Here is a 20,780-nt window from a genome sequence, read left to right on the forward strand (position 1 = left end):
TTACCTCTAGTAACAGGATAATTTCTTATATTGTAACAGGATGACCGTGCCTCGAAAGTCCCGCCGCGACAAGGAGGCAGCATGACTTCTCAGGACGAACCCGATCTTCCCCTTTCCAGAACGACGACAGAAGGCACCGCCTCACCGCCTGGAACAGCTGGGGCACGCGAATGGCTCGGGCTGGCGCTGTTGGCCTTGCCGACGATCCTGCCCGGTCTGGACCTGACGCTGCTTCACCTGGCGCTTCCGGCGCTTGCCGCCGATCTGCAACCGAGCAGCGTGCAAGCGCTCTGGATCATGGATGCCTACGGCTTCATGATCGCGGGTTTCCTGATCACCATGGGGACGCTCGGCGATCGTATCGGCCGCCGCAAGCTTCTGATGATGGGGGCGGCTGCCTTCGCCGTCGCCTCGGCGCTCGCCGCCTTCTCCACAAGTGCCGTGATGCTGATCGCGGCCCGGGCGGTGCTCGGAGTAGCCGCCGCAACGCTGATGCCGTCGACGCTGGCGCTCATCACGAACATGTTCGCCGATCCAAGGCAGCGCGCTCTTGGCTTTGGAATTTGGGCGACCATGTTCGCGCTCGGCATGGCGCTTGGACCGGTCGTGGGCGGCGTACTGCTGGAGCATTTCTGGTGGGGTGCAGCCTTTCTCATAGCCGTGCCCGTTGTCGGCCTGCTGCTTTTGCTGGCGCCTGTCCTTCTGCCCGAGTATCGCGCATCACATGTCGGCAGGCTGGACCTTGCGAGCGTCGGCCTTTCGCTCGCCGCCATGCTGCCTTCGGTCTATGGCATCAAGCAGGTCGCCAAGGATGGCTTCGGACTTCATCCGGTCGGCGCCATTGCGATGGGACTTGCCTTCGCCACGCTGTTCGTGCGCCGGCAGCAGCGCCTCGCCGACCCGCTGCTCGACATGTCGCTGTTTGCCAACAGAGCTTTCAGCGTGGCGTTGATCGTGCTCCTCTTTGGCCTCGTCGCGGTCGGCGGCACGATGCTGCTGGTCACGCAATATCTGCAGCTCGTGGCCGGATTTTCTCCACTGGTCGCGGGTCTCTGGATGGGGCCGCCCGCGCTTGCCATGGTCGCGGCCGGCGTCACGGCACCGCTGATTGCCCGGCGCGTTCGCCCCGGCTTCGTGGTGGCCGGAGCGCTGGGGTTGTCGGTTGCGGGCTATCTGCTGCTGACCCAACTGGATAACAGCGCGTCCGGCGTGGCCATTGTCGTCGCCGGCTTCTCGTTGGCCTATCTCGGGCTTGGCACGATCGCTGCGCTGGGTACGGACCTCGTGGTTGGATCGGCCCCCGCCGACAAGGCAGGCTCGGCATCGGCGATGTCCGAGACGGTGCAGGACCTCGGCGTATCGCTCGGCATTGCGGTGCTTGGCAGCCTCGCCACCGCCATCTATCGCCGAGTCATGCTCGACCGCATGCCTGATCATCTCGGTCATGAAGCGCAAGAGGCCGTTGGAGACAGCTTGTGGGCGGCATCCTCGGTTGCGTCGCAGCTGCCTGTCGGCCTGATGGAAGAGGCGCAGGCTGCGTTCACAGCAGGGTTCAGCACCGCGGCCATGTTCAGTGCCGTGAGCGTTTCACTCCTCGCCATCCTCGCTGCCGTTTCGCTGCGGCATATTGGCGTCATTCACGGTAGCGAGCCGCCCCGGTGAAGCGGGTGGAGCTTTTCGGGACTGGCCGGTGCTGAAAGAGCCCCATCACCGGCCCGAGGTGATCCTGGATCAGGTGAGAGCCGCCGACTGCGTGCGGACCCCGCTGGAACGCTCAGGGCAGAAGGCCATCACGCCTCGCTGGTTCGCATATTCGCAAAAACCGGCCAGAGCGCGAATACAGCCCGCAGCGGCGATTATCCCGCGGTCACCTCGGGGCGCCGAGCCAACGCGTCCAGGTCAGGGGAAGCCAGATGCGTATCACGGCATCGAAGGGAGCCTGCTCAGCCCCCTTGCCGTAGGATCCGGCGCAAAATCGACCACGCTCGACGTGGCCGGTTCTGTTTTGAAATGGCGGACAGGGCGGGATTCGAACCCGCGATACGGTTTCCCGTATACACACTTTCCAGGCGTGCGCCTTCAACCACTCGGCCACCTGTCCGGCGGGCTGCTTATGACCGCCGAGCCGGCTTCTTTCAAGGCCTGAAACGCGCTTTTCGTATTCTTGCGTGGAGAGCGCCGGACAAGGTTGCAAAGCCGTGCCCGAATGGGCACATCGGATGCGAAGGGCGCGTGCGGGGAATGGGGCGGGATGCTGCGTTTTTTCATCCGTTTGCTGGGCTATCTTGCTGTCGCCAGCGGATTCGTGGCGCTGGTCATCGACGGCGCGCGTTCGATCGCCAATTCCTCGCTTCAGTTCACGTCGCTCGGCGAAATCCTCCTCATTCTGCTGCCGACGCGCTATCCGCTGCTGCAGCCAGCCATCGAGCGCAATCTCCATCCGCTGCTCTGGGACCCGATGCTGCTCTCGCTGATGCGGTCGCCCGTCGCGCTGGTCGCGCTGGTGCTCGGTTTCCTCCTGCTCTGGCTCGGCGCGAGGCCCGAGCCGCAGGTCGGTATCGTCACGCGACGGTGAAGGGCCATGCAGGGCGAGCGCCTGTCGGAACGGCGGCGCCATGCTTATCTCGGGAGCAACTGTTGGAGGATGGAGCCGATCATGTTCTCCCTGCGCAAGAAGACGACCCTGCCCAGCCCGGCCGAGGCCCTGCCCGGCCGGTCCGAACCGATCCCGACAGCCGAGCGCCATTTCCTGAACGACCGCCCGCTGCAGGGCTCGTATCCCGCCGAGACGCAGAAGGCCCTGTTCGGCCTCGGTTGTTTCTGGGGGGCTGAACGCAAGTTCTGGCAGATCGAGCACGGCATCTGGGTCACCGCGGTCGGCTATGCCGGAGGCATCACACCCAATCCGAGCTATGAGGAGGTGTGCAGCGGGCTGACCGGGCATAACGAAGTCGTGCTCGTGGTCTTCGACCCGGCCAGGCTCTCCTACGAGGCCCTGCTCAAGACCTTCTGGGAGAATCACGACCCGACGCAGGGCATGCGGCAGGGCAATGATGTCGGCACCCAGTACCGCTCCGGCATCTATGTCTTCGACGAGGCACAGAAGCTGGCTGCCGAACGCAGCAAGGCAGATTACCAGAGCGCCCTCGCCTCGCGCGGCTACGGACCGATCAGCACGGAAATCCTCGACGCGCCCGCCWTCTATTTCGCCGAGGACTACCACCAGCAATATCTCGCCAAGAATCCGGCAGGCTATTGCGGCCTCGGCGGCACCGGCGTCGCCTGCCAGATCGGCGTCGGCGTCGACGCCTGATCACGCCCAGCCCCAAACCGATAAGGAGGCCCCGCAGGCTCGCTTGCGGGGCTTCTTCGCATCATGGCAAGAAGCGTCGAGACGATCACGCAGGGGCAGGACGATGGGCGAGCGCGAGATGGAAGCCGGGAACGGGCCCGTTCACCGGCCCTCCGCAGCGACCCGAATTCTGGAATCCATCCTCTTCGCCAGCCGCTGGCTGCTCGCCCCGTTCTACATCCTGCTCGTGCTGGCCCTCGCCGGGCTGCTGATCAAGGCGTTGCAGGAGGCGTTCCACGTCCTGAGCCATGTCTTCACCGCCAGCGAAGCGGACGTGATCCTCGGCGTGCTGGCGCTGGTCGACCTGACCTTCACCGGCTCCCTGATCGTGATCGTGATCTTTTCGGGTTACGAGAATTTCGTCTCGAAGATCGATACCAATGCGCATCGCGACTGGCCGGACTGGATGTCGAAGATCGATTTCTCCGGGCTGAAGCTGAAGCTGATCTCCTCGATCGTCGCCATCTCCGCCATCCAGGTGCTGAAGGCCTTCATGAACGTGAAGGGCACCAGCGACCGCGACCTGATGTGGTATGTCGCGATCCATCTCGTCTTCGTCAGCTCGGGCCTGTTGATGGCCCTCAGCGACCGGATTTCCGGCGATGCACAGGGCAAGGCCGGCGGCGCAAACGGACACTGAGACGGGCCGCGGTGCACCGGGGGCCGCGACCCGCTCTGCCCCGAATTAGCCACACTGTTGCGCGCCCTGCGTGCAAAACGCGCCGGCCTTGCCAGTCGCGCACTTGATCAGCCGGCAAAAGCTGCGAACACTCCCGGGTTCATAGGGAGCTTCCGTGACATGACCATGACTTTCAGATCGAAACTTGCGGCCGCAGGTCTCGCGCTCGGCGGCGTTGCGCTTGCAGCGGGCCTCGCCTTCGCCCAGGCGCCAGCCTTCTTCCGCATCGGAACGGGCGGCACGGCCGGCACCTACTACCCGATCGGTGGCCTGATCGCGAATGCGATCTCGGCGCCGCCGCAGCTCGTCGCAACCGCCGCCGTCGCCAGCAACGGCTCAGTCGCCAATGTCAATGCGATCGTCGGCGGCGCAGCCGAATCCGGCTTCGTCCAGGCTGATGTCGCCTATTGGGCTTATTCCGGCACCGGCGTCTATGAGGGCAAGCCGAAGGTCGCTGATCTGCGCTCGATCGCCAACCTCTATCCCGAGTCGGTCCATCTCGTCGTCCGCAAGGCCTCGAATGTGAAGAGCGTCGCCGATCTCAAGGGCAAGAAGGTCTCGCTGGACGAGCCGGGCTCCGGCACGCTGCTCAACGCCAAGGCGATCCTCAACGCCTATGGCATTACCGAGAAGGACATCTCGGCCGAATTCCTCAAGCCGAACCAGGCAGCCGAGAAGATGAAGGACGGCTCGGTCGACGCCTTCTTCTTCACCGGCGGCTTTCCCGCGGCCGCGATTTCGGAGCTGGCCTCGACCGGCTCGGGCATCGACATCCTGCCGATCTCCGGACCGCAGGCCGAGAAGCTCTCCAAGGAGTTCCCCTTCTTCGCCGCCGACGAAATCCCGGCCGGCACGTACAAGGATGTCGGCGCGATCAAGACCGTCGCCGTCGGCGCGCATTGGGTGACCTCCGCCAAGGTTTCGGCCGACACCGTCTATGCCGTGACCAAGGCCCTGTGGAGCGACAAGACCCGCGCCGCGCTCGATGCCGGCCATGCCAAAGGCAAGGCGATCCGCAAGGAGACCGCGCTGTCGGGCCTGCAGGGCGTGCCGCTGCATCCCGGCGCCGAGAAGTTCTACAAGGAAGCCGGGCTACTGAAGTAAGCCGCCGCGACCTCCCCTTTCCCGCATGGGAAAGGGGCCAAGGGAGACGGCGCGAGGCCTCACGCAAGAGGCCTCCGGCAAATCCTCCCCGTTCAGACCTCGCTTTCCCTCACCCCTGCCCCTCTCCCCATCCGGGAGAGGGGTTTGCCGTTGAGTTTTGACATGACAACCCAGCCCTCCGCCGCCGAACTCGCCAAGCTCGAGGAAGAACTCGATCCGGAAATGCAGTTCCGCAAGGTGCCGCATGGCACCTCACTGATCATCGGCGGATTGCTGCTCGCGCTCTCGGCTTTCCACTACTACACGGCCGGCTTCGGGCTGCTGCGCGAGACGACGCATCGCGGCATCCATCTCGCCTTCGTGCTCAGCCTGATCTTCCTGGTGTTCTCGGCCCGCAAGAGCGATGCCCAGACGGTGCACGCCTCGACACTGCTGCGGCCGGGGGGCGTGCCGCTCTACGATTGGATCTGCGCCGTCGCGGTGGCGATCTCGAGCCTTTACGTGCCCTGGATCTTCGAGGACATGGTCTTCCGCGTCGGCAATCCCTCTACGCTCGACGTCGTCATGGGCACGATCACCATCGTGCTGATGATCGAGGCGACGCGGCGCGCGATCGGCTGGGGGCTGCCGATGATCGCGCTCTTCGCCATTGTCTACGCGATCTTCGGCAACTGGTTTCCCGGCATCTTCCTGCACCCGGGCGCGACCTGGTCGACCCTCGTCAACCATCTCTATCTGACCAGCCAGGGCGTCTATGGCGTCGCGCTTGGCGTGGTCGCAACCTATGTCTTCCATTTCGTGCTTTTTGGCGTGCTCGCCACGCGGATCGGGCTCGGCCGGCTCTTCCTCGGCGTAGCGGCTGCGCTCGCCGGACGCTTCGCCGGCGGACCGGCAAAGATCTCGATCTTCGGCTCGGCCCTGTTCGGCATGATCTCGGGCTCCTCCGTCGCCAATACCGTGACGGTCGGCTCGCTGACGATCCCGATGATGATCCGGCTCGGCTACCAGCGCCATTTTGCAGCAGCCGTCGAATCGACGGCCGCGACCGGGGGGCAGATCACCCCGCCGATCATGGGCGCCGCCGCTTTCCTAATGGTCGAATTCCTGAACCTGCCCTACGCGACGATCGTCATCGCCGCGATCATCCCCGCCTTCATGCATTTCTTCGGCGTGCTGATGCAGGTGCATTTCGAGGCGAAGCGCTCCGGCATGCGCGGCCTGACCGATGCCGAGATTCCGAATCTCCGTGAAGTCTTTGCCCGCGACTGGCCGACGATCGCGCCCCTCTTTGCGCTGATCCTGGTGCTGTTCACCGGCTATACGCCCTATCTCGCTGCGTTCTGGGGCATCACCGGCTGCATGCTGGTTGGCCTCGCGCAGTATCGCGCCGCCTCCGCCCTCGCCTTCGCGCTCGCCATCGGCCTTGCCGCGCCAACCGAGTTCCTGCGCGTGCCCGGCGTCAACGCGACCTTCACGCTGGCCTGTTTCGCGGTGATGGCGCATGGCGTGCTGATGCGCTCGGACAAGGGGCGCCGGCGCATGAACGACATGGTCGATGCCTTCATCCTCGGCGCCAAATACGCCATTGGCGTCGGCGCGGCGGCGGCGACCGTCGGCATCATCGTCGGCGTGGTGACGCTGACCGGCGTCGGCTTCAAGATCTCCTGGATCGTGACCTCGCTCGCCGATCAATGGGCCAAGGGCGTGCTCGATCTCGTGCCGTTCCTGCCCTTCGACATCAAGTCGGCGACGCTGTTCTTCACGCTGCTGCTCACCGGCATCGTCTGCATCCTGCTCGGCTGCGGCGTGCCCACCACGGCGAACTACATCATCATGGTGACGGTGGCCGCGCCGGCGCTCGGCCTGCTCGGCGTCAACCCGCTGGTGGCGCATTTCTTCGTGTTCTATTACGGGGTCCTCGCCGATGTGACCCCACCAGTCGCGATCGCAGCCTATGCCGGAGCGAGCATGGCCGGCGCCGATCCGTTCAAGACCGGCAACACCGCCTTCCGGCTGGCGCTCGGCAAGGTGCTGGTACCCTTCGTCTTCGTGTTTTCTCCCTCGATGCTGATCATGGCGCCGGGCTTCACCTGGACCGAGCTGATCGGCTCGACCGCGGCCTGCATCGCCAGCATCACCTTCCTCTCTGCCGCTTTCGCCGGCTGGTTCCTGGCCCCGCTGGCAATGTGGGAACGCTTTGTCGTCGGCATCGCCGCCCTGCCGATGATCCTGGCGACCCCGGCCAGTGTCCTGGCGGGGCTCGTCATCGCAGCCCCCGTCCTGCTGCGTCAGGTGGGGGCGCGGCGGGCCAGCGTGGCGCCGGCCTGAGTTCCCGATATGTTCTTGCCAGTGAGCTGAGCATTCGCTAGCCTCCCCCAAGGGAACAGGGAGGCGCGGATGGTCACGCGGGTCGCGACGGTTGCGTTCGAGGGCATCGAGGCGCGCGCCGTCGACGTGCAGGTCCAGGTCACAGCGGGCGGCGTCGCCTTCCTTCTGGTCGGCTTGCCGGACAAGGCGGTGGCGGAAAGCCGCGAGCGAGTGCGTGCCGCGCTGATCGCATCGGGACTGGCGCTGCCGGCCAAGCGCATCACGGTCAATCTGGCGCCGGCCGATCTGCCAAAGGAGGGCAGCCATTACGATCTCCCGATCGCACTAGCGGTCATGGCCGCCATCGGCGCGATCCCTGCCGATGCGCTCGCCGGCTATACAGTCCTCGGCGAACTTGCGCTCGACGGCTCCATCACCTCCGTCGCGGGCGTCCTGCCAGCAGCGATGGCCGCCTATGCCCGCGGACAAGGGCTTATCTGCCCCGCCGCCTGCGGCCCGGAGGCCGCCTGGGCTGCCGCCGATGTCGATATCCTCAATCCGCGCTCGCTGATCCAGCTCGCGAACCATTTCAAGGGTACGCAGGTGATGGCCCGGCCAGTGCCGTCCGTGGCCCGGCAATCCGGGCCCCTGCCCGATCTCGCCGATATTCGCGGCCAGGAAAGCGCGCGCCGCGTGCTGGAGATCGCCGCCGCCGGCGGCCATAATCTCCTGATGAACGGGCCTCCCGGTGCCGGCAAATCGATGCTGGCGAGCCGCCTGCCCTCGATCCTGCCGCCGCTTTCGCCGCGCGAACTGCTCGAGGTCTCGATGGTGCATTCCGTCGCCGGGCATCTCGCCGAGGGAGCGCTGACCGATCGCCGCCCCTTTCGCGCGCCGCATCACTCGGCCTCGATGGCGGCACTCGTCGGTGGCGGCCTGCAGGCCAAGCCCGGCGAGGTTTCGCTCGCCCATCACGGCGTGCTTTTCCTCGATGAATTGCCGGAGTTCCAGGCTCAGGCCCTCGACGCGCTGCGCCAGCCGATGGAGACCGGCGAGGTGCTGATCTCGCGGGCCAACCACCGCGCCATCTACCCCGCGCGATTCCAGCTTGTCGCCGCAATGAACCCGTGCCGATGCGGCAAGGCAACCGAACCGGGCTATGCCTGCCGGCGGCAGCCGAACGAGCGTTGCATGGCCCAGTATCAGACCCGGATCTCAGGTCCGATGCTCGACCGCATCGACATCGTCATCGATGTGCCGGCCGTAACCGCAACCGACCTGTTTCTGCCGGCCAACAGCGAAGGCTCGGCGGAGGTCGCGGCCCGGGTCGCCGTGGCGCGCCAGGTGCAGACGACGCGCTTCGAGGCGCTCGGCCTCTCCGAGATCGCGACCAACGCCGCCTGCCCCGCGCCCGTGCTCGACCAGATCGCCCGGCCGGACAATGCCGGCATTTCGCTCCTGCGCGACGCCGCCGAGGCCCTGAAGCTGACAGCGCGCGGCTACCATCGTGTTCTGAAAGTCGCGCGCACACTTGCCGATCTCGACGGCGAGATGAAGATCGGCCGGGTCCATCTCGCGGAGGCGCTATCCTACCGTTCACGCATCGATCAGGTGGCGCAGGCCGCATGACGTCGGAGAGTGCCGCATCCGTGCCGCCAGGTTAACGAACTCATTCAAACGATCGCGAAAGCAGCGTTCGCGCGCGAACGCTTTCTCAAGGGGACGAATACTAGACTGGCATCATGGAACTTCCATCTTTCCCAGTGGTCTGGGCTGTTCTCGCCAGCCTGCTGACCGTTCTGGCCGGCGTCGCCGCCGTGATGCAGCTACGCGCACGCAACCGCGTCGTGGAGCAAGCGCTGGACATGACCCAGGATCTGGAGAAGCTGACCGATCGTCTCTGGGCGTTGGCAGACAGCGAAGAGCGCTATCGCAGCCTGATCGAGGCCCAGGGCGATCTGATCGTCCGCCGGAACGAAAGCAGCATCGTCTACGCCAATGCGGCCTATGCCGCCCTTCTCGGAGCGAACGAGGCCGAGATCATCGGCAGCCGCACGGCACCACGCGTCATCGAGAGCCGACCTGCGCAGGCGCTGACCGACGGCACGCGGATCTTCGACGAATGCATTGCTTCGCCCGAGGGAGGCGAGCGCTGGATCTCCTGGGTCGAGACCATTGTGCCGGTCGCACTCGGCAAGACCGTGCTGCAGCGTGTCGGCCGCGATATCTCCGCCCGGATCGCCGGCGAGCAGGCGCTGGAGGAGGCGCGCAGCCGCGCCGAGAGCGCCAACGAGGCAAAGTCGCGGTTCCTTGCAACCGTCAGTCACGAGTTCCGGACGCCGCTCAACGGAATTCTCGGCATGGCCGACCTCCTGAACGACACCAGGCTCGACCCTGAGCAGACCACCTATGTCCGGGCACTCAGGACGTCGGGCGAAGCCCTGCTCGGCCTCGTCGACGACATCCTCGACTTCGCCAAGGTCGAAGCGGGCAGGCTGGAACTCGCCGAGGAGCGCTTCGATCTCGGCCAATTGGTCGAGACGGTCAGCGAATTGATGGCGCCACGAGCCCAAGCCAAGGGGCTCGAGATTGCGACCTTCCTCGCACCGGATCTCGCCTCGCACTGGATCGGAGACCGCGACCGGCTGCGCCAGATCCTGCTCAACCTCGTCGGCAACGCGATCAAGTTCACCGAAAGCGGCGGTGTCGGCATTCGCGTCGCCCGCGCGGGCGACGCCATCGCCATCAGCGTCTCCGATACCGGTCCTGGCGTTCCGCCAGGGCGATTGCAGGCGATCTTCGAGGAATTCGAACAGGCCGACAGCTCTGCGGCCCGTCGTCATGACGGCACCGGTCTCGGGCTCGCGATCGTGCGCCGGCTCGTGACCCTGATGGGTGGCTCGGTCACGGCTGAAAATGCGCCGGGATCGGGCGCGATCTTCCGCGTTACATTGCCGCTTCCGGAGGGCGGTGCAGGGGTGCGGGTTACAGTACTGCCGGAGTGGCGCGGCAAGCTGATCATGATCGCATCCGCCGCGCCGTTCGGCCCGGACTATCTCGCTGAAACCATGGAGATCGCCGGCGCATCGATCATGCGCGCCCGGAATGTGACAGAAGCGCTCGCGCTGCTCGCGGGCGCACGGCGCTTCGATGCCGCCCTGATCGACCAGGCCATCGGGGTCGATGAAGCGCGCGCCGTCGCTGCTGCCGCCCGGCAGGCCGGTGTCGGCGAGTGCCTGATCCTGATGTCTCCCTTTGAGCGCCGCCAATTCGGTTCACCGCTCGCTGGCGGGTTCACCGGCTTTCTCGTCAAGCCGGTCCGCGCCCGCTCGCTCTATGAGCGGCTTGCACCGCCCGCTCGGCCACGGCAGGAGACTCTGCCGCCCCGGGGGGTGACCCCGATCCAGACCAAGGACCCCGGTCCGCCTCAACTGACGGTGTTGATCGCCGAGGATAACGATATCAACGGTCTGCTCGTGACACGGACCCTTGAACGCCTCGGCTGCACGGCCGTCTGGGCTCGGGACGGGCGTGAAGCGGTCGCTCTCATCGAGGCCGGGCTCACGGGCAAGCGCGCGCCCTTCGATCTCATTCTGCTCGACATCCGGATGCCGGAGCTTGACGGATTGGAAGCCGCTCGTCGGATTCGCGCCCTGGAGGCCTCGCTCGGGCGGCCAAATTTGCTACCCATTGTCGCGGTCACCGCCAATGTCGCCGAGGAGGATCGGCAAGCCGCGCTGGCCGCCGGAATGAATGATTGCCTGGCTAAACCACTGGCCCGAGAGGCGCTTCGCGCCTGGATCGCGCGTGTCACCGGGGCGAGGCGCGTCACACTCCGCGCTTGACGGACAGTCACAGCTCTGACGCAGTTCTGTCGCGATCCCGTAGGAACATCGGTACTAGCCTAGCGAACTGCAGATTCGACGGCACAGGGACGAGACGGACAATGGCCTTCGACATGTTGCGCGGCCTACGACAGCCGGCAAATCAGCTGCCAGCGGGCCACCCTCTCTTGTCGCGCTTCTCCCCACTCATGCTGATCACCGGCGACACCGTACGCCGCCTCAGTCGGAAGCAGGATTACCTGGGCGAAACGCTCGGCCGCTCCGGCTCGCTGGAAGTGCGGCTGGCGCGCGGCCCGCGCGAGATCTGGCGCGCGCAGCGACTGCGCTATCGGGTGTTCTACCAGGAGATGTCCGCAAAGCCGGATGTCGTCGCCCGCATGTTCCGCCGCGATGCGGATCGCTATGACGCGGCGTGCGACCATCTCCTCGTCATCGACCATTCGGCGCGCGGCCGGTTCGGCGGTCTGAAACCGAAGGTCGTCGGCACCTATCGCTTGATGCGCGAAGGGTCGGCTCTGCGGCTTGGCGGCTTCTACTCCCAATCGGAATTCGATCTTTCTGGAATGATCGAACGCCACCGCGGCCTGCGCTTCCTCGAACTCGGCCGCTCCTGCGTGCTCAAGCCCTATCGCACCAAGAAGACGGTGGAACTGCTCTGGCACGGCATCTGGGCCTATGTCCGGCACCATCGCATCGATGCGATGTTCGGCTGCGCGAGTTTTGACGGCACCGACCCGGATGCGCTGGCGCTGCCATTGAGCTTCCTGCATCACCACGCCCGCGCCGAGGGCGAGTGGTCCGCCACGGCGCGCCCGGAGCGTCATATTGCGATGGACCGGCTGCCGATCGAAGAGGTCGATGCCAAGGCGGCGCTGAAGCTGCTGCCGCCGCTGATCAAGGGCTACCTCCGGCTCGGCGCCCGCTTCGGCTCCGGTGCGGTCGTCGACAAGCAGTTCGGCACCACCGATGTGCTGGTCATCGTGCCGGTCTCGGCGATCGACCGGCGCTATCTCGACTATCTCGGCGACGAAGGGCAGCGCTACGCGGCTTGAGCAACGCTCACTCGCCTGCTGACGCCAGCGCCCGCAGCGCCTCCCTGTAAGTGGGGTAGCGCAGCTCATAGCGCAGTTCGCGCGTCACCAGGGCGTTCGAGACCCGCTTGTTCTCCCCGTAGAAGCTCGCAGCCATGGGCGAGAGCTTTGCCGGATCGAACGGCACTTCGGGGGGCGGAGTCAGACCCGTCAGTTCGGCGGCAAGCGTGATCACGTCCTGTGGCGGGGCCGGCTCGTTGTCGGTGACGTTGTAGACCGCGCCCGCTCGCGGCCTGGCCAGCGAAGCCAGCAGGATGCCGGCGATATCGTCGACATGGATGCGATTGAAGACCTGGCCAGGCTTGATCAGGCGGTTGGCGGTGCCGGCGCGGAGCTTGGTGATGGCATTGCGCCCGGGACCGTAAATGCCGGAGAGCCGGAATACCTGCACCGGCTTGCCACTGCGCTCGCCCAGGGCAAGCCAGGCTTCGTCGATTTCGAGGCGCTGCTTCGAGCGTCGGCTCGTCGGCCGGCATTCGGCGCCTTCATCGATCCAGGCACCGCCGTGGTCGCCGTAGACTCCAATGGTGGAGAGATAGCCGATCCAGCGCAGGTTCGGCGCAGCAGCCAGCGCCTCGCCGAGTCCGTTCAGAACCGGATCGCCCTCGTCATCGGGCTGGACCGAGACGAGGACCGCGTCAGCCTCGGCGACGGCCTGGGCCAAGGGGCGGGATACCGCAAAACCGTCATAGACCAGCGTATGCAAGCCCTCGCGACTAAGACGCCCCGCCTTCTCGGCCGATCGGACCGTACCGGTGACCTCCCAGCCCTCGGCTTGCGCCGCACGCGCGAAGAACCCGGCGGAGTAGCCGAGACCAAGAATGACAAGCTTCATGCGACGGGTTCCGGAGCGGAGAGAAAGGCAAGCCATTCCTGGCGGACGTCAGGATCTGCTTCGCCAGACAGCGCGGCTTCGGCAAGGCCGCGCGCACGCTCGGGCGCGAGCCGGATCAAGGCCCAGGCGGCCATGGCGCGCACCAGCGGCGAAGCGTCCGCAATCAGCCGCTCGGCGCTCGCGGCAAGATCCGGCCGGCCGCTATTGCCGATGGCGATCAGCACATTGCGGATGAAGCGATCGCGGCCGGTGCGCTTGACCGGCGTGCCGGCAAAGAGCTGGCGGAAGGATGGGTCGTCGAGCGCTGCGAGATCGGCCAGGGGCAATGCCTCAAGCTCCTCCTTCAGCGCAAGCCGGGTCTCGTGCGCCGCCTCGGCGAACTTGTTCCAGGGACATACGGCCAGGCAATCATCGCAACCGAAGACGCGGTTGCCGATGCCGGGCCGCAAGGCCGCGTCGATATGGCCCTGATGCTCGATGGTGAGATAGGCGATGCAGCGGCGCGCATCGAGCTGATAGGGCGCGGGGAAGGCGTCGGTCGGACAGATATCGAGACAACGCCGGCAGGAACCGCAATGGTCGCGCTCCGGCCCATCGACCGGCAGTTCGGCCGTGGTGTAGATCGCGCCGAGAAAGAGCCAGGAGCCGTGTTCGCGCGAGACCAGTACGGTATGCTTGCCCTGCCAACCAAGCCCCGCGGCCTGCGCCAGCGGCTTTTCCATCACCGGCGCGGTATCGACGAAGACCTTCACATCTGCGCCGCCGCGAGCCGCCAGCAACCCGGCGACGCTCTTCAGCCGGCCCTTGATGACATCGTGATAGTCGCGCCTGCGGGCATAGAGCGAAATCGCAGCCTTGTCGGGTTGACCGAGGATGGCGAGCGGATCGCCCTCGCCCGCATAGCTCACACCGAGCATCACGACGCTGCGCACCTCGCTCCAGAGCCGGCGCGGATCAGCGCGTTCGTCCCTGCGCTCGGTCAGCCAATCCATATCGCCATGGTGTCCGGCCGCCAGCCAGGCGCTTAGCCGTTCGGGCGCCTCGGGGATCGCACTGGCGGAGGCGATGCGAGCGACCACGAAGCCTTCGGCGCTCGCGCGCTCCAGCACCGCGCGCTTGAGCTTCTCGCCGTTCAGAAGTCCAGATTGTCGTAATGAGCGCTCGGCGCCATGCCCGGCACCCGGTCGCTCAACAGCGGCCGGAAGCTCGGCCGGGATTTGATCCTCGCATACCATGCGCGCGCGGCCTCGTCCTCTTCCCAGGGCACATCGCCGAGATAGTCGACGCAAGAGAGATGCGCGGCCGCGGCGAGATCGGCATAGCTCAGCGCACTGCCTGCGAGCCAGTTCCGTTTGGCCGTCAGCCAGGCGATATAGCGCAAATGATAGCGCACATTGGCGCGTGCGGCGCGGATGGCGCTCATTTCCGGCGGGCCACCGCCCTCATCCCGGCTCATGAAGCGCTTCATGACCTTCTCGAGCACCAGCGGGTTGGTGATCTCGCTATCGAATTTGAGGTTGAACCAGTCGAGCAGGCGACGAACCTCGACGCGCTCTGCCATCCCCTCGGGCAACAGGCGCCGCGGGCCCAGCGCCAGCCCGCGGGTCTCGTCGAGATATTCCGAGATCGGTCCGGCGCCCGGGACGGCAAAGCCGTTCTCCTCGCGAAAAACCGGTGTCGTACCAGCTGTGTTGAGTTCCAGAAACTCGCGCCGGCGCTCCCAGACACGTTCCTCGATCAGCTCCGCCTCCTGCCCGAACTCGCTAAGGACGAGCCGGATGAAGCGCGAATGCGGGCATAACGGATAATGATGAAGGGACGCCATTGCACTCTTGAAACAGATGGATGCGGCCGAAGCAGGGCTGTCGAAGGGGGGAGGCATCGGGCTATGCGCCGCACATTTGCTATAGTCTCGGCTACGCCCCCTCACAACCCGCTGCCCATGGGAAGCCACGAATCCACGGCATTGGCTTGGCGAAGTGGTAACCAATTGGCAAAGAGCTTGGTTCCATAGAGGGGTACGGTTTACCTCTGCCGCGGCGGCGATCTGAGGCTTCCTGGGAAACAGCCATGCAAAACCTGTTCGAAGCGATCGTGCTCGGCATCGTCGAGGGTCTGACCGAGTTCCTGCCGGTCTCCTCCACTGGCCATCTCCTGCTGCTCGGTCACTTTCTCGGCTTTGAATCGAACGGCAAGACCTTCGAGGTCCTGATCCAGCTCGGCGCGATCCTTGCCATCCTGCTGGTCTATTTCCGGCGGCTACTCGACATCGCGCTGCGGCTGCGGACCGATCCGGCGGCACGGCGCTTCGTGATCGGCGTGCTCGTCGCCTTCCTGCCGGCAGCGGTGATCGGCGCCTTGCTGCATGGCTTCATCAAGGGCGTGCTGTTCAACCCGTTCCTGGTCTGCTGCGCCCTGATAGCGGGCGGGCTCGTGCTGCTCGTCGTCGACGAACTCGAGCTCGAGGTGAAGCACACCGACGCCACCACCTTCCCGCTGCCGATGTATCTCAAGATCGGCTTCATCCAGTGCCTGGCGATGATTCCGGGCGTCTCCCGTTCGGGTTCGACGATTGTCGGCGCCATGCTGCTCGGCGCGAGCAAACGCGCGGCGGCGGAGTTCTCGTTCTTCCTCGCCATGCCGACCATGGCGGGCGCCTTCGCCTATGACCTCCTTAAGAATTACAAGACCCTGACCTTCGACGACACGATGCTGATCGTGGTCGGCTTTGTCGCGGCCTTCTTCGCGGCGCTCCTCGTGGTCAAGACCTTCCTCGACTACGTCTCGCGCCGTGGCTTCGCGCTCTTCGCCTGGTGGCGCATCATCGTCGGCGCAGCGGGTTTGGCGGGTCTGTGGGTGTTCGGCTGATCGGAAGGCCCGTCGAGAACTGGGATCCCAGCAGTTCCGACTGAAGGCGCTGTCCATCGCGGCCTGCCATGTGGCGCCGCGGCTTTTCCGGCGCTGCCGTGCTAGCCTGCAAGCGCCGCTATGGGGTGACCGGACGTTTTCGACCGGGCCCCGAGATGCCAGGAGCGAGCCTGCCGTGAGTGTCATTGCCGCCTGTCATTATGTCGATGGGAAGCGTGTCGGGACCGTTGCGCTCGACCAGCCTTCGACCTGTGCCCAGGACCAATCCGATTTCGTCTGGATCGGCCTGCTGGAACCCTCCGAAGAGGAGTTGCGCACGCTCCAGAGCAGCTACGGCCTGCATCCACTTGCGGTCGAGGATGCGCTCAAGGCGCATCAGATGCCCAAGGTCGACATCTATGGCGACCAGCTCTTCATCGTGGCGCGCACGGCGCATCTCGAGGATGACCAGATCGCCTATGGCGAGACGGCGATCTTCGTCGGCAAGCACCACATCATCACGGTTCGCCACGGCTCCGCACGGGCCCATACCGAGCTGCGCAGCCAACTCGAGGCCGCGACCGCCCAGATGCGCTACGGCGTCGATTATGTCCTGCACGGCGTGCTGGACTTCATCGTCGACGGCTATTTCCCGATTGTGGAGACGATCGAGGAGGACGTCCTGGAGATGGAGCGGGAGATGCTCGCCAGCGAGTTCGGCCGGGTCGACGTGCCGCGCATCTTCGGACTGCGCCGCCAGCTCATCCGCTTCCAGCGGGTGCTCGGTCCGATGTCCGAACTTTGCCGCAAACTGGTGCATCTCGATCTTCCCTGCATCGATGCCGAAGCGAAGCCCTATTTCAATGACGTCTGGGACCATGCGCGGCGTGCCGAAGCCATGGTCGGGAGCCTCCGCGACATTCTGACCTCCGTCTTCGAGGCGAGTCATCTGCTGGAACAGCAGCGCCAGGGCGTCATCACCAGGCAACTCGCGGCCTGGGCGGCCATCCTCGCGGTCCCGACCGCGGTTGCCGGGATCTATGGCATGAACTTCGAGCATATGCCGGAGCTCAAGACCCAGTACGGCTATTTCGTCGTGCTCGGGCTCATCGCGGCGTTCTGCACCGCGCTCTACATGCGCTTCAAGCGTTTCGGCTGGCTGTAAGGGGAAGCCTCCCCGGCTTCGCCAGAGGGCCGCCTGCACATCTCCGCAACCCCGAAGGCCATCGTCGAACTCCCCGCCCTAGCCGATCCTGGGATCGGTCGCGGGGGTCGCCGCATCCGGCACGGGCTGCTGCTGGGCGAAGGGCAGCGAGCCGGTCTGTCGTTCGATGACACGGTGCACCACGGGCGGGTTGGGCCCCTGATGCAGGGCCCTTACCCTGTCACCGATCATGGCATCTGCCTGGGTGACGCGCTGGTTCTGGCGGATATATTCGACCCAGGTCGGACTGTCATAGCGCTCGATCCAGAGCTGCGGATCGGTCAGGTCACGCAGCAAGGCCCAGTGTCTGGCACCGTCGCGGCGACGGATGCGGCGGCGCTCGGCCATCACATTCAGGAAGGGGACGATGTCCTCCTCGCGAATGATATACTCGATGGTGACGATGATCGGGCCGCTGCGTGGCTCGATGTCGACGGCCACTTTCGGAACCTGCCAGCGGCTGAGCGGGTCAAGATTGAGCTGCTCGAGCGGCGGCAGCGCATAGCGCAGCCCAAGTGCTGCTCCCACAAGCAGAACGGCGCCTGCACAGTACAGGGCACGGTCGGTGCCGAAATGCAGGGCGATATAGCCCCAGACCCAGCTGCCGAGCGCCATCCCACCGAAGGTCGCCATCTGATAGAGCGCCAGTGCCCGGCCGACGACCCAGCGCGGCGCCGAAAGCTGCACGGTCGCGTTGAAGGTCGAGAGTGCAAGGACCCAGCTCGCTCCGGCGATGAGCAGGGCCGCCATGGTCGTCACGGTATAGACACTCAGCCCCGCCAGGATGACCGCAGCCGAGAAGGCGGCAAATGAGGCGCGCACCAGCGTCTCTGTCGTGAGCGCGCGACGTACCCGCGCGCTCAGAAGGGCCCCCCCGACCGCTCCCGCACCGAAAGCACCGAGCAGCAAGCCGAAGGTCAAAGGCCCGCCCTTGACGAGATCGCGCGCCACCAGCGGCAGCAGCGCCTGAACCGCAATGGCGCCGAATCCGAAGGCCGCACCGCGCAGCAGCACCGAGCGGATGTTTGGCGACATCGCGACATAGCGGATGCCGGCGCTCATCGCGATGCCGAGCGTCTCGCGTGGCAGCACGCGCTCGATCTTTGGAGGGTTCCAGCGTGCCAGTACGGTGACGAGCCCGATATAGCTCAGTGCATTCACCGTGAAGGAGGCGACGACGCCCGCTGCCGCAACGATGAAGCCGCCCAGCGCCGGCCCGACGCTGCGGGCAATGTTGAAACCGACGCTGTTCAGTGTGATCGCGGCCGGCAGATCGCGACGCGGCACCATCTCGCCGACCGAGGATTGCCAGGCGGGCCCGTTCAAGGCCGTGCCGCAGCCGATCAGGAAAGTTAGGCCGAGCAGCAGCCACGGGGTGATCACGCCGAACCAGGCCGAGACGGCGAGAGCCACGGAGACCGTGAACATGAAGCCCTGCGCCGTCAGCATGATCTTGCGCCGGTCGAAATTGTCGGAGATCGCACCCGCCGCCAGCGAGAACATCATGATCGGCAAGGTCGTCGAGGCCTGCACCAGCGCAACCATGTCGGCAGAACTGGCGATCGAAGTCATCAGCCAGGCTGCGCCGACCGACTGGATCATCCCGCCGAAATTGGAGGCAAGGCTCGCGAACCACACAGCCCGGAAGATCGGCTGGCGCAGAGGCACGAATGGCGAAGACAGCCCCTCATCGACCGCCCCATCCCCCGTCGCGGCAACATCGGCTGCGGCTACGTCGGCGGTGGGTTGGGCGTTCGGATCGTCAGGCATGCCATAGGGTTAGAGCCTCGCCCGCGGGCTGCCAACCATCAGTTTGGAATGATTTGCTCTTAGGCCCCCGTTTGCGCGGAAAGCCCTTCCCTGCGACGCGCACGCCGCTCGACCTGCCGCGCCGCAGGCGCACGCCAGTAATGGGCGAAGGCGACGAGAAGCCCCGCCAGCGCGACCCAATGCCCGGGCCTGAGGGCCTCGAGATCACCATAGACGACGACATCGGCATTGGCCTGGAACACCAACCAGGCCGAGGCACCGGTCGCCAACGCATACCAGGCCGTCTCGCAGAGCGCAGTCAGAAGACCGGCCGCAAGCGCCGTCAGGACCAGCCGGGGCGTATCGAGCATCACGCCGAATCGCGGCAGCAGCCGGTAAAGCATCAGAAGGCCGAAGAGCCCGGTCATCAGCGCCGGCTGGGTGACGTCGATCTTCGACTGCAGGGCAAAGTGCAGCAGCCCCAGCGCAGCGATGGCATAGACGACGTTATGCAGCTGTTGCCAGCGGGCGGAACCCAGCCTGCGGATCATGCCGTCGGTCGAGGTTGCACCGAGTGCGACCAGCCCGGTCAGCCCCGTGATGCCGACGACGAGATAGAACCGTTTGACGATTTCGGAAACGATCAGCCCGGCGTCGAAACCGAGATCGATGCAGTAAAGCGCGAGATGGGCGAGCGCATAAGCCAGCACGGAGAGGCCCAGCATGCGGCGGATGCCGATGAGCTTGCTCCAGTCGAGAAGCCGGCGCAGCGGCGAGACGGCAAGGGTAACCAGCAGCAGCCTGAGCGCCCAGGTGCCGGTATCATGCACCGCCCGCGTCCAGGGCTTCGAACCGAGCTGGCCGGTCCAGGCGTCGAAGGCGAGCCAGAGCGCCGGCACCAGTACGAGCGCGAATGTCGCAGCGCGCAGCCCCGAGAAACGCCCCTGTCGGTCCAGCCATGGCAACCATGCCTTCATGCCGATCTCCACCATCGCATGTCCCGAATACGCGAGAGGCCTTGCCTCTGTCTCGCACGTCTGCACACAAGGACGTGAGCCTTCTGCGACCTGCCCCGTATTCAGAATGGACCGGCCATGCCTTCGACTAGCCCCACCGTTGTTTTCGATGTCGGCAACGTCCTGATCCGTTGGGATCCGCGCCATCTCTACCGCCAGTTGATCCCCGACGAAGCGCGCATGGACTGGTTCATGCAGAACGTCTGCACCCCAGCCTGGAACATCGAGCAGGATCGCGGCCGATCCTGGGCGGAAGCCGTCGCCGAACTGGTCTCCGTTCATCCCGAATGGGAGCGCGAGATCAAGGCCTTCGACGAACGCTGGCACGAGACGGTATCCGGCGAGATCGCCGAAAGCGTCGCGGTCCTCTCGGACCTGAAGGCCAAGGGTGAGAAAGTCTATGCGATTACCAATTTCTCGCGCGAGAAATGGGACGAGAGCGTCGCCCGCTTTCCCTTCCTCGGGTCTTTCGACGGCGTCGTGGTCTCGGCACATGAACGGCTGATCAAGCCGGATCCTGCGATCTATCACGTGCTGCTGGAGCGCTACGGCCTCGCCGCAGGTTCCTGCGTCTTCATCGACGACAGCGCCAAGAATATCGAGAGCGCGCGTCATGTCGGCATGCAAGCCGTGCATTTCGTCGAGCCGATCGACCTGCGGGCGACACTGCGTGGTCTCGGCGTCCAGATCTAGCGCCGAGCCCGTCCCGCACGTACCACGCTACGAAGACCAGAACGGCCCGAAGGCGCCT

The 20,780-nt window shown here is 65.5% G+C and carries 17 protein-coding genes and 1 tRNA gene; 12 read left to right on the top strand and 6 right to left on the bottom strand.

Going from position 1 to position 20,780, the window contains the following annotated elements; all coding sequences use genetic code 11:
* Nucleotides 1-81 precede the first annotated feature (81 nt).
* Nucleotides 82-1,662, top strand: coding sequence for an MFS transporter (locus AB4118_RS14720; RefSeq protein ID WP_441490416.1), 1,581 nt, complete (start codon nt 82-84; stop codon nt 1,660-1,662).
* A 349-nt stretch (nt 1,663-2,011) separates the two neighbouring features.
* On the opposite strand, the gene AB4118_RS14725 is transcribed toward AB4118_RS14720, so the two are convergent.
* A tRNA-Ser gene (locus AB4118_RS14725) sits at nt 2,012-2,101 on the bottom strand.
* Between the two features lie 150 nt (nt 2,102-2,251).
* Here AB4118_RS14725 and AB4118_RS14730 point away from each other — a divergent pair.
* From AB4118_RS14730 to olsB, 8 genes are all read left to right on the top strand, one after another.
* On the top strand, nt 2,252-2,575 hold the full coding sequence (locus AB4118_RS14730; protein WP_441490417.1) for a hypothetical protein: 324 nt from the start codon (nt 2,252-2,254) through the stop codon (nt 2,573-2,575).
* An 81-nt stretch (nt 2,576-2,656) separates the two neighbouring features.
* On the top strand, nt 2,657-3,313 hold the full coding sequence (msrA, locus tag AB4118_RS14735) for a peptide-methionine (S)-S-oxide reductase MsrA (protein WP_441490418.1): 657 nt from the start codon (nt 2,657-2,659) through the stop codon (nt 3,311-3,313).
* 103 nt (nt 3,314-3,416) lie between these two features.
* Complete coding sequence (locus AB4118_RS14740) at nt 3,417-3,992, top strand: TIGR00645 family protein (protein WP_441490419.1); 576 nt, start codon at nt 3,417-3,419, stop codon at nt 3,990-3,992.
* Between the two features lie 165 nt (nt 3,993-4,157).
* Nucleotides 4,158-5,135, top strand: a complete 978-nt coding sequence (locus tag AB4118_RS14745; RefSeq protein ID WP_441490502.1) for a TAXI family TRAP transporter solute-binding subunit — start codon at nt 4,158-4,160, stop codon at nt 5,133-5,135.
* 162 nt (nt 5,136-5,297) lie between these two features.
* On the top strand, nt 5,298-7,463 hold the full coding sequence (locus AB4118_RS14750) for a TRAP transporter permease (protein ID WP_441490420.1): 2,166 nt from the start codon (nt 5,298-5,300) through the stop codon (nt 7,461-7,463).
* 69 nt (nt 7,464-7,532) lie between these two features.
* Nucleotides 7,533-9,071, top strand: a complete 1,539-nt coding sequence (locus AB4118_RS14755; protein ID WP_441490421.1) for a YifB family Mg chelatase-like AAA ATPase — start codon at nt 7,533-7,535, stop codon at nt 9,069-9,071.
* Between the two features lie 113 nt (nt 9,072-9,184).
* Complete coding sequence (locus tag AB4118_RS14760; protein WP_441490422.1) at nt 9,185-11,287, top strand: ATP-binding protein; 2,103 nt, start codon at nt 9,185-9,187, stop codon at nt 11,285-11,287.
* A 188-nt stretch (nt 11,288-11,475) separates the two neighbouring features.
* A complete protein-coding gene (gene olsB / locus AB4118_RS14765; protein WP_441490503.1) occupies nt 11,476-12,339 on the top strand; it encodes a l-ornithine N(alpha)-acyltransferase in 864 nt (287 codons plus the stop codon).
* 7 nt (nt 12,340-12,346) lie between these two features.
* Here olsB and AB4118_RS14770 read toward each other — a convergent pair whose 3' ends face one another.
* Genes AB4118_RS14770 through AB4118_RS14780 form a run of 3 tightly spaced genes read right to left on the bottom strand, consistent with a single transcriptional unit; the run spans nt 12,347 to nt 15,038 of the window.
* Nucleotides 12,347-13,213, bottom strand: a complete 867-nt coding sequence (locus AB4118_RS14770; RefSeq protein WP_441490423.1) for an SDR family oxidoreductase — start codon at nt 13,211-13,213, stop codon at nt 12,347-12,349.
* Nucleotides 13,210-14,322, bottom strand: coding sequence for a tRNA epoxyqueuosine(34) reductase QueG (queG, locus tag AB4118_RS14775; RefSeq protein WP_441490424.1), 1,113 nt, complete (start codon nt 14,320-14,322; stop codon nt 13,210-13,212). Before queG ends, AB4118_RS14770 begins: the two co-directional genes overlap by 4 nt.
* A gap of 23 nt (nt 14,323-14,345) precedes the next feature.
* Nucleotides 14,346-15,038: a glutathione S-transferase family protein gene (locus AB4118_RS14780; protein ID WP_441490425.1), complete on the bottom strand. Its 693-nt coding sequence runs from the start codon at nt 15,036-15,038 to the stop codon at nt 14,346-14,348.
* Nucleotides 15,039-15,283: 245 nt separating this feature from the next.
* Between AB4118_RS14780 and AB4118_RS14785 the strand changes: the two genes are divergently transcribed.
* Entirely contained in the window at nt 15,284-16,081 is a 798-nt protein-coding gene (locus tag AB4118_RS14785) for an undecaprenyl-diphosphate phosphatase (RefSeq protein ID WP_113518344.1), read from the top strand.
* 175 nt (nt 16,082-16,256) lie between these two features.
* Nucleotides 16,257-17,225 (top strand): magnesium/cobalt transporter CorA, encoded by a 969-nt coding sequence (gene corA, locus AB4118_RS14790; RefSeq protein WP_441490426.1) that lies wholly within the window; start codon nt 16,257-16,259, stop codon nt 17,223-17,225.
* A gap of 78 nt (nt 17,226-17,303) precedes the next feature.
* Here the strand turns inward: corA and AB4118_RS14795 are convergent, their stop codons facing one another.
* Together AB4118_RS14795 and AB4118_RS14800 are read right to left on the bottom strand one after the other, a co-directional pair.
* Nucleotides 17,304-19,034: an MFS transporter gene (locus AB4118_RS14795; RefSeq protein ID WP_441490427.1), complete on the bottom strand. Its 1,731-nt coding sequence runs from the start codon at nt 19,032-19,034 to the stop codon at nt 17,304-17,306.
* Between the two features lie 59 nt (nt 19,035-19,093).
* Nucleotides 19,094-19,990, bottom strand: coding sequence for a protein-methionine-sulfoxide reductase heme-binding subunit MsrQ (locus AB4118_RS14800; protein WP_441490428.1), 897 nt, complete (start codon nt 19,988-19,990; stop codon nt 19,094-19,096).
* 117 nt (nt 19,991-20,107) lie between these two features.
* Here AB4118_RS14800 and AB4118_RS14805 point away from each other — a divergent pair, with 117 nt between their 5' ends.
* On the top strand, nt 20,108-20,722 hold the full coding sequence (locus AB4118_RS14805) for an HAD family hydrolase (protein WP_441490429.1): 615 nt from the start codon (nt 20,108-20,110) through the stop codon (nt 20,720-20,722).
* Nucleotides 20,723-20,780: the final 58 nt, after the last annotated feature.

This window comes from Allobosea sp. 2RAB26 (genome assembly GCF_052115465.1).
Lineage (GTDB): Bacteria > Pseudomonadota > Alphaproteobacteria > Rhizobiales > Beijerinckiaceae > Allobosea.

Coding starts and splice junctions, on each gene's coding strand:
- AB4118_RS14720 (WP_441490416.1), top strand. CDS start 82: ATGACTTCTCAGGACGAACCCGATCTTCCCCTTTCCAGAACGACGACA.
- AB4118_RS14730 (WP_441490417.1), top strand. CDS start 2,252: ATGCTGCGTTTTTTCATCCGTTTGCTGGGCTATCTTGCTGTCGCCAGC.
- AB4118_RS14740 (WP_441490419.1), top strand. CDS start 3,417: ATGGGCGAGCGCGAGATGGAAGCCGGGAACGGGCCCGTTCACCGGCCC.
- AB4118_RS14745 (WP_441490502.1), top strand. CDS start 4,158: ATGACTTTCAGATCGAAACTTGCGGCCGCAGGTCTCGCGCTCGGCGGC.
- AB4118_RS14750 (WP_441490420.1), top strand. CDS start 5,298: ATGACAACCCAGCCCTCCGCCGCCGAACTCGCCAAGCTCGAGGAAGAA.
- AB4118_RS14755 (WP_441490421.1), top strand. CDS start 7,533: ATGGTCACGCGGGTCGCGACGGTTGCGTTCGAGGGCATCGAGGCGCGC.
- AB4118_RS14760 (WP_441490422.1), top strand. CDS start 9,185: ATGGAACTTCCATCTTTCCCAGTGGTCTGGGCTGTTCTCGCCAGCCTG.
- olsB (WP_441490503.1), top strand. CDS start 11,476: ATGCTGATCACCGGCGACACCGTACGCCGCCTCAGTCGGAAGCAGGAT.
- AB4118_RS14770 (WP_441490423.1), bottom strand. CDS start 13,213: ATGAAGCTTGTCATTCTTGGTCTCGGCTACTCCGCCGGGTTCTTCGCG.
- AB4118_RS14780 (WP_441490425.1), bottom strand. CDS start 15,038: ATGGCGTCCCTTCATCATTATCCGTTATGCCCGCATTCGCGCTTCATC.
- AB4118_RS14785 (WP_113518344.1), top strand. CDS start 15,284: ATGCAAAACCTGTTCGAAGCGATCGTGCTCGGCATCGTCGAGGGTCTG.
- AB4118_RS14795 (WP_441490427.1), bottom strand. CDS start 19,034: ATGCCTGACGATCCGAACGCCCAACCCACCGCCGACGTAGCCGCAGCC.
- AB4118_RS14800 (WP_441490428.1), bottom strand. CDS start 19,990: ATGAAGGCATGGTTGCCATGGCTGGACCGACAGGGGCGTTTCTCGGGG.
- AB4118_RS14805 (WP_441490429.1), top strand. CDS start 20,108: ATGCCTTCGACTAGCCCCACCGTTGTTTTCGATGTCGGCAACGTCCTG.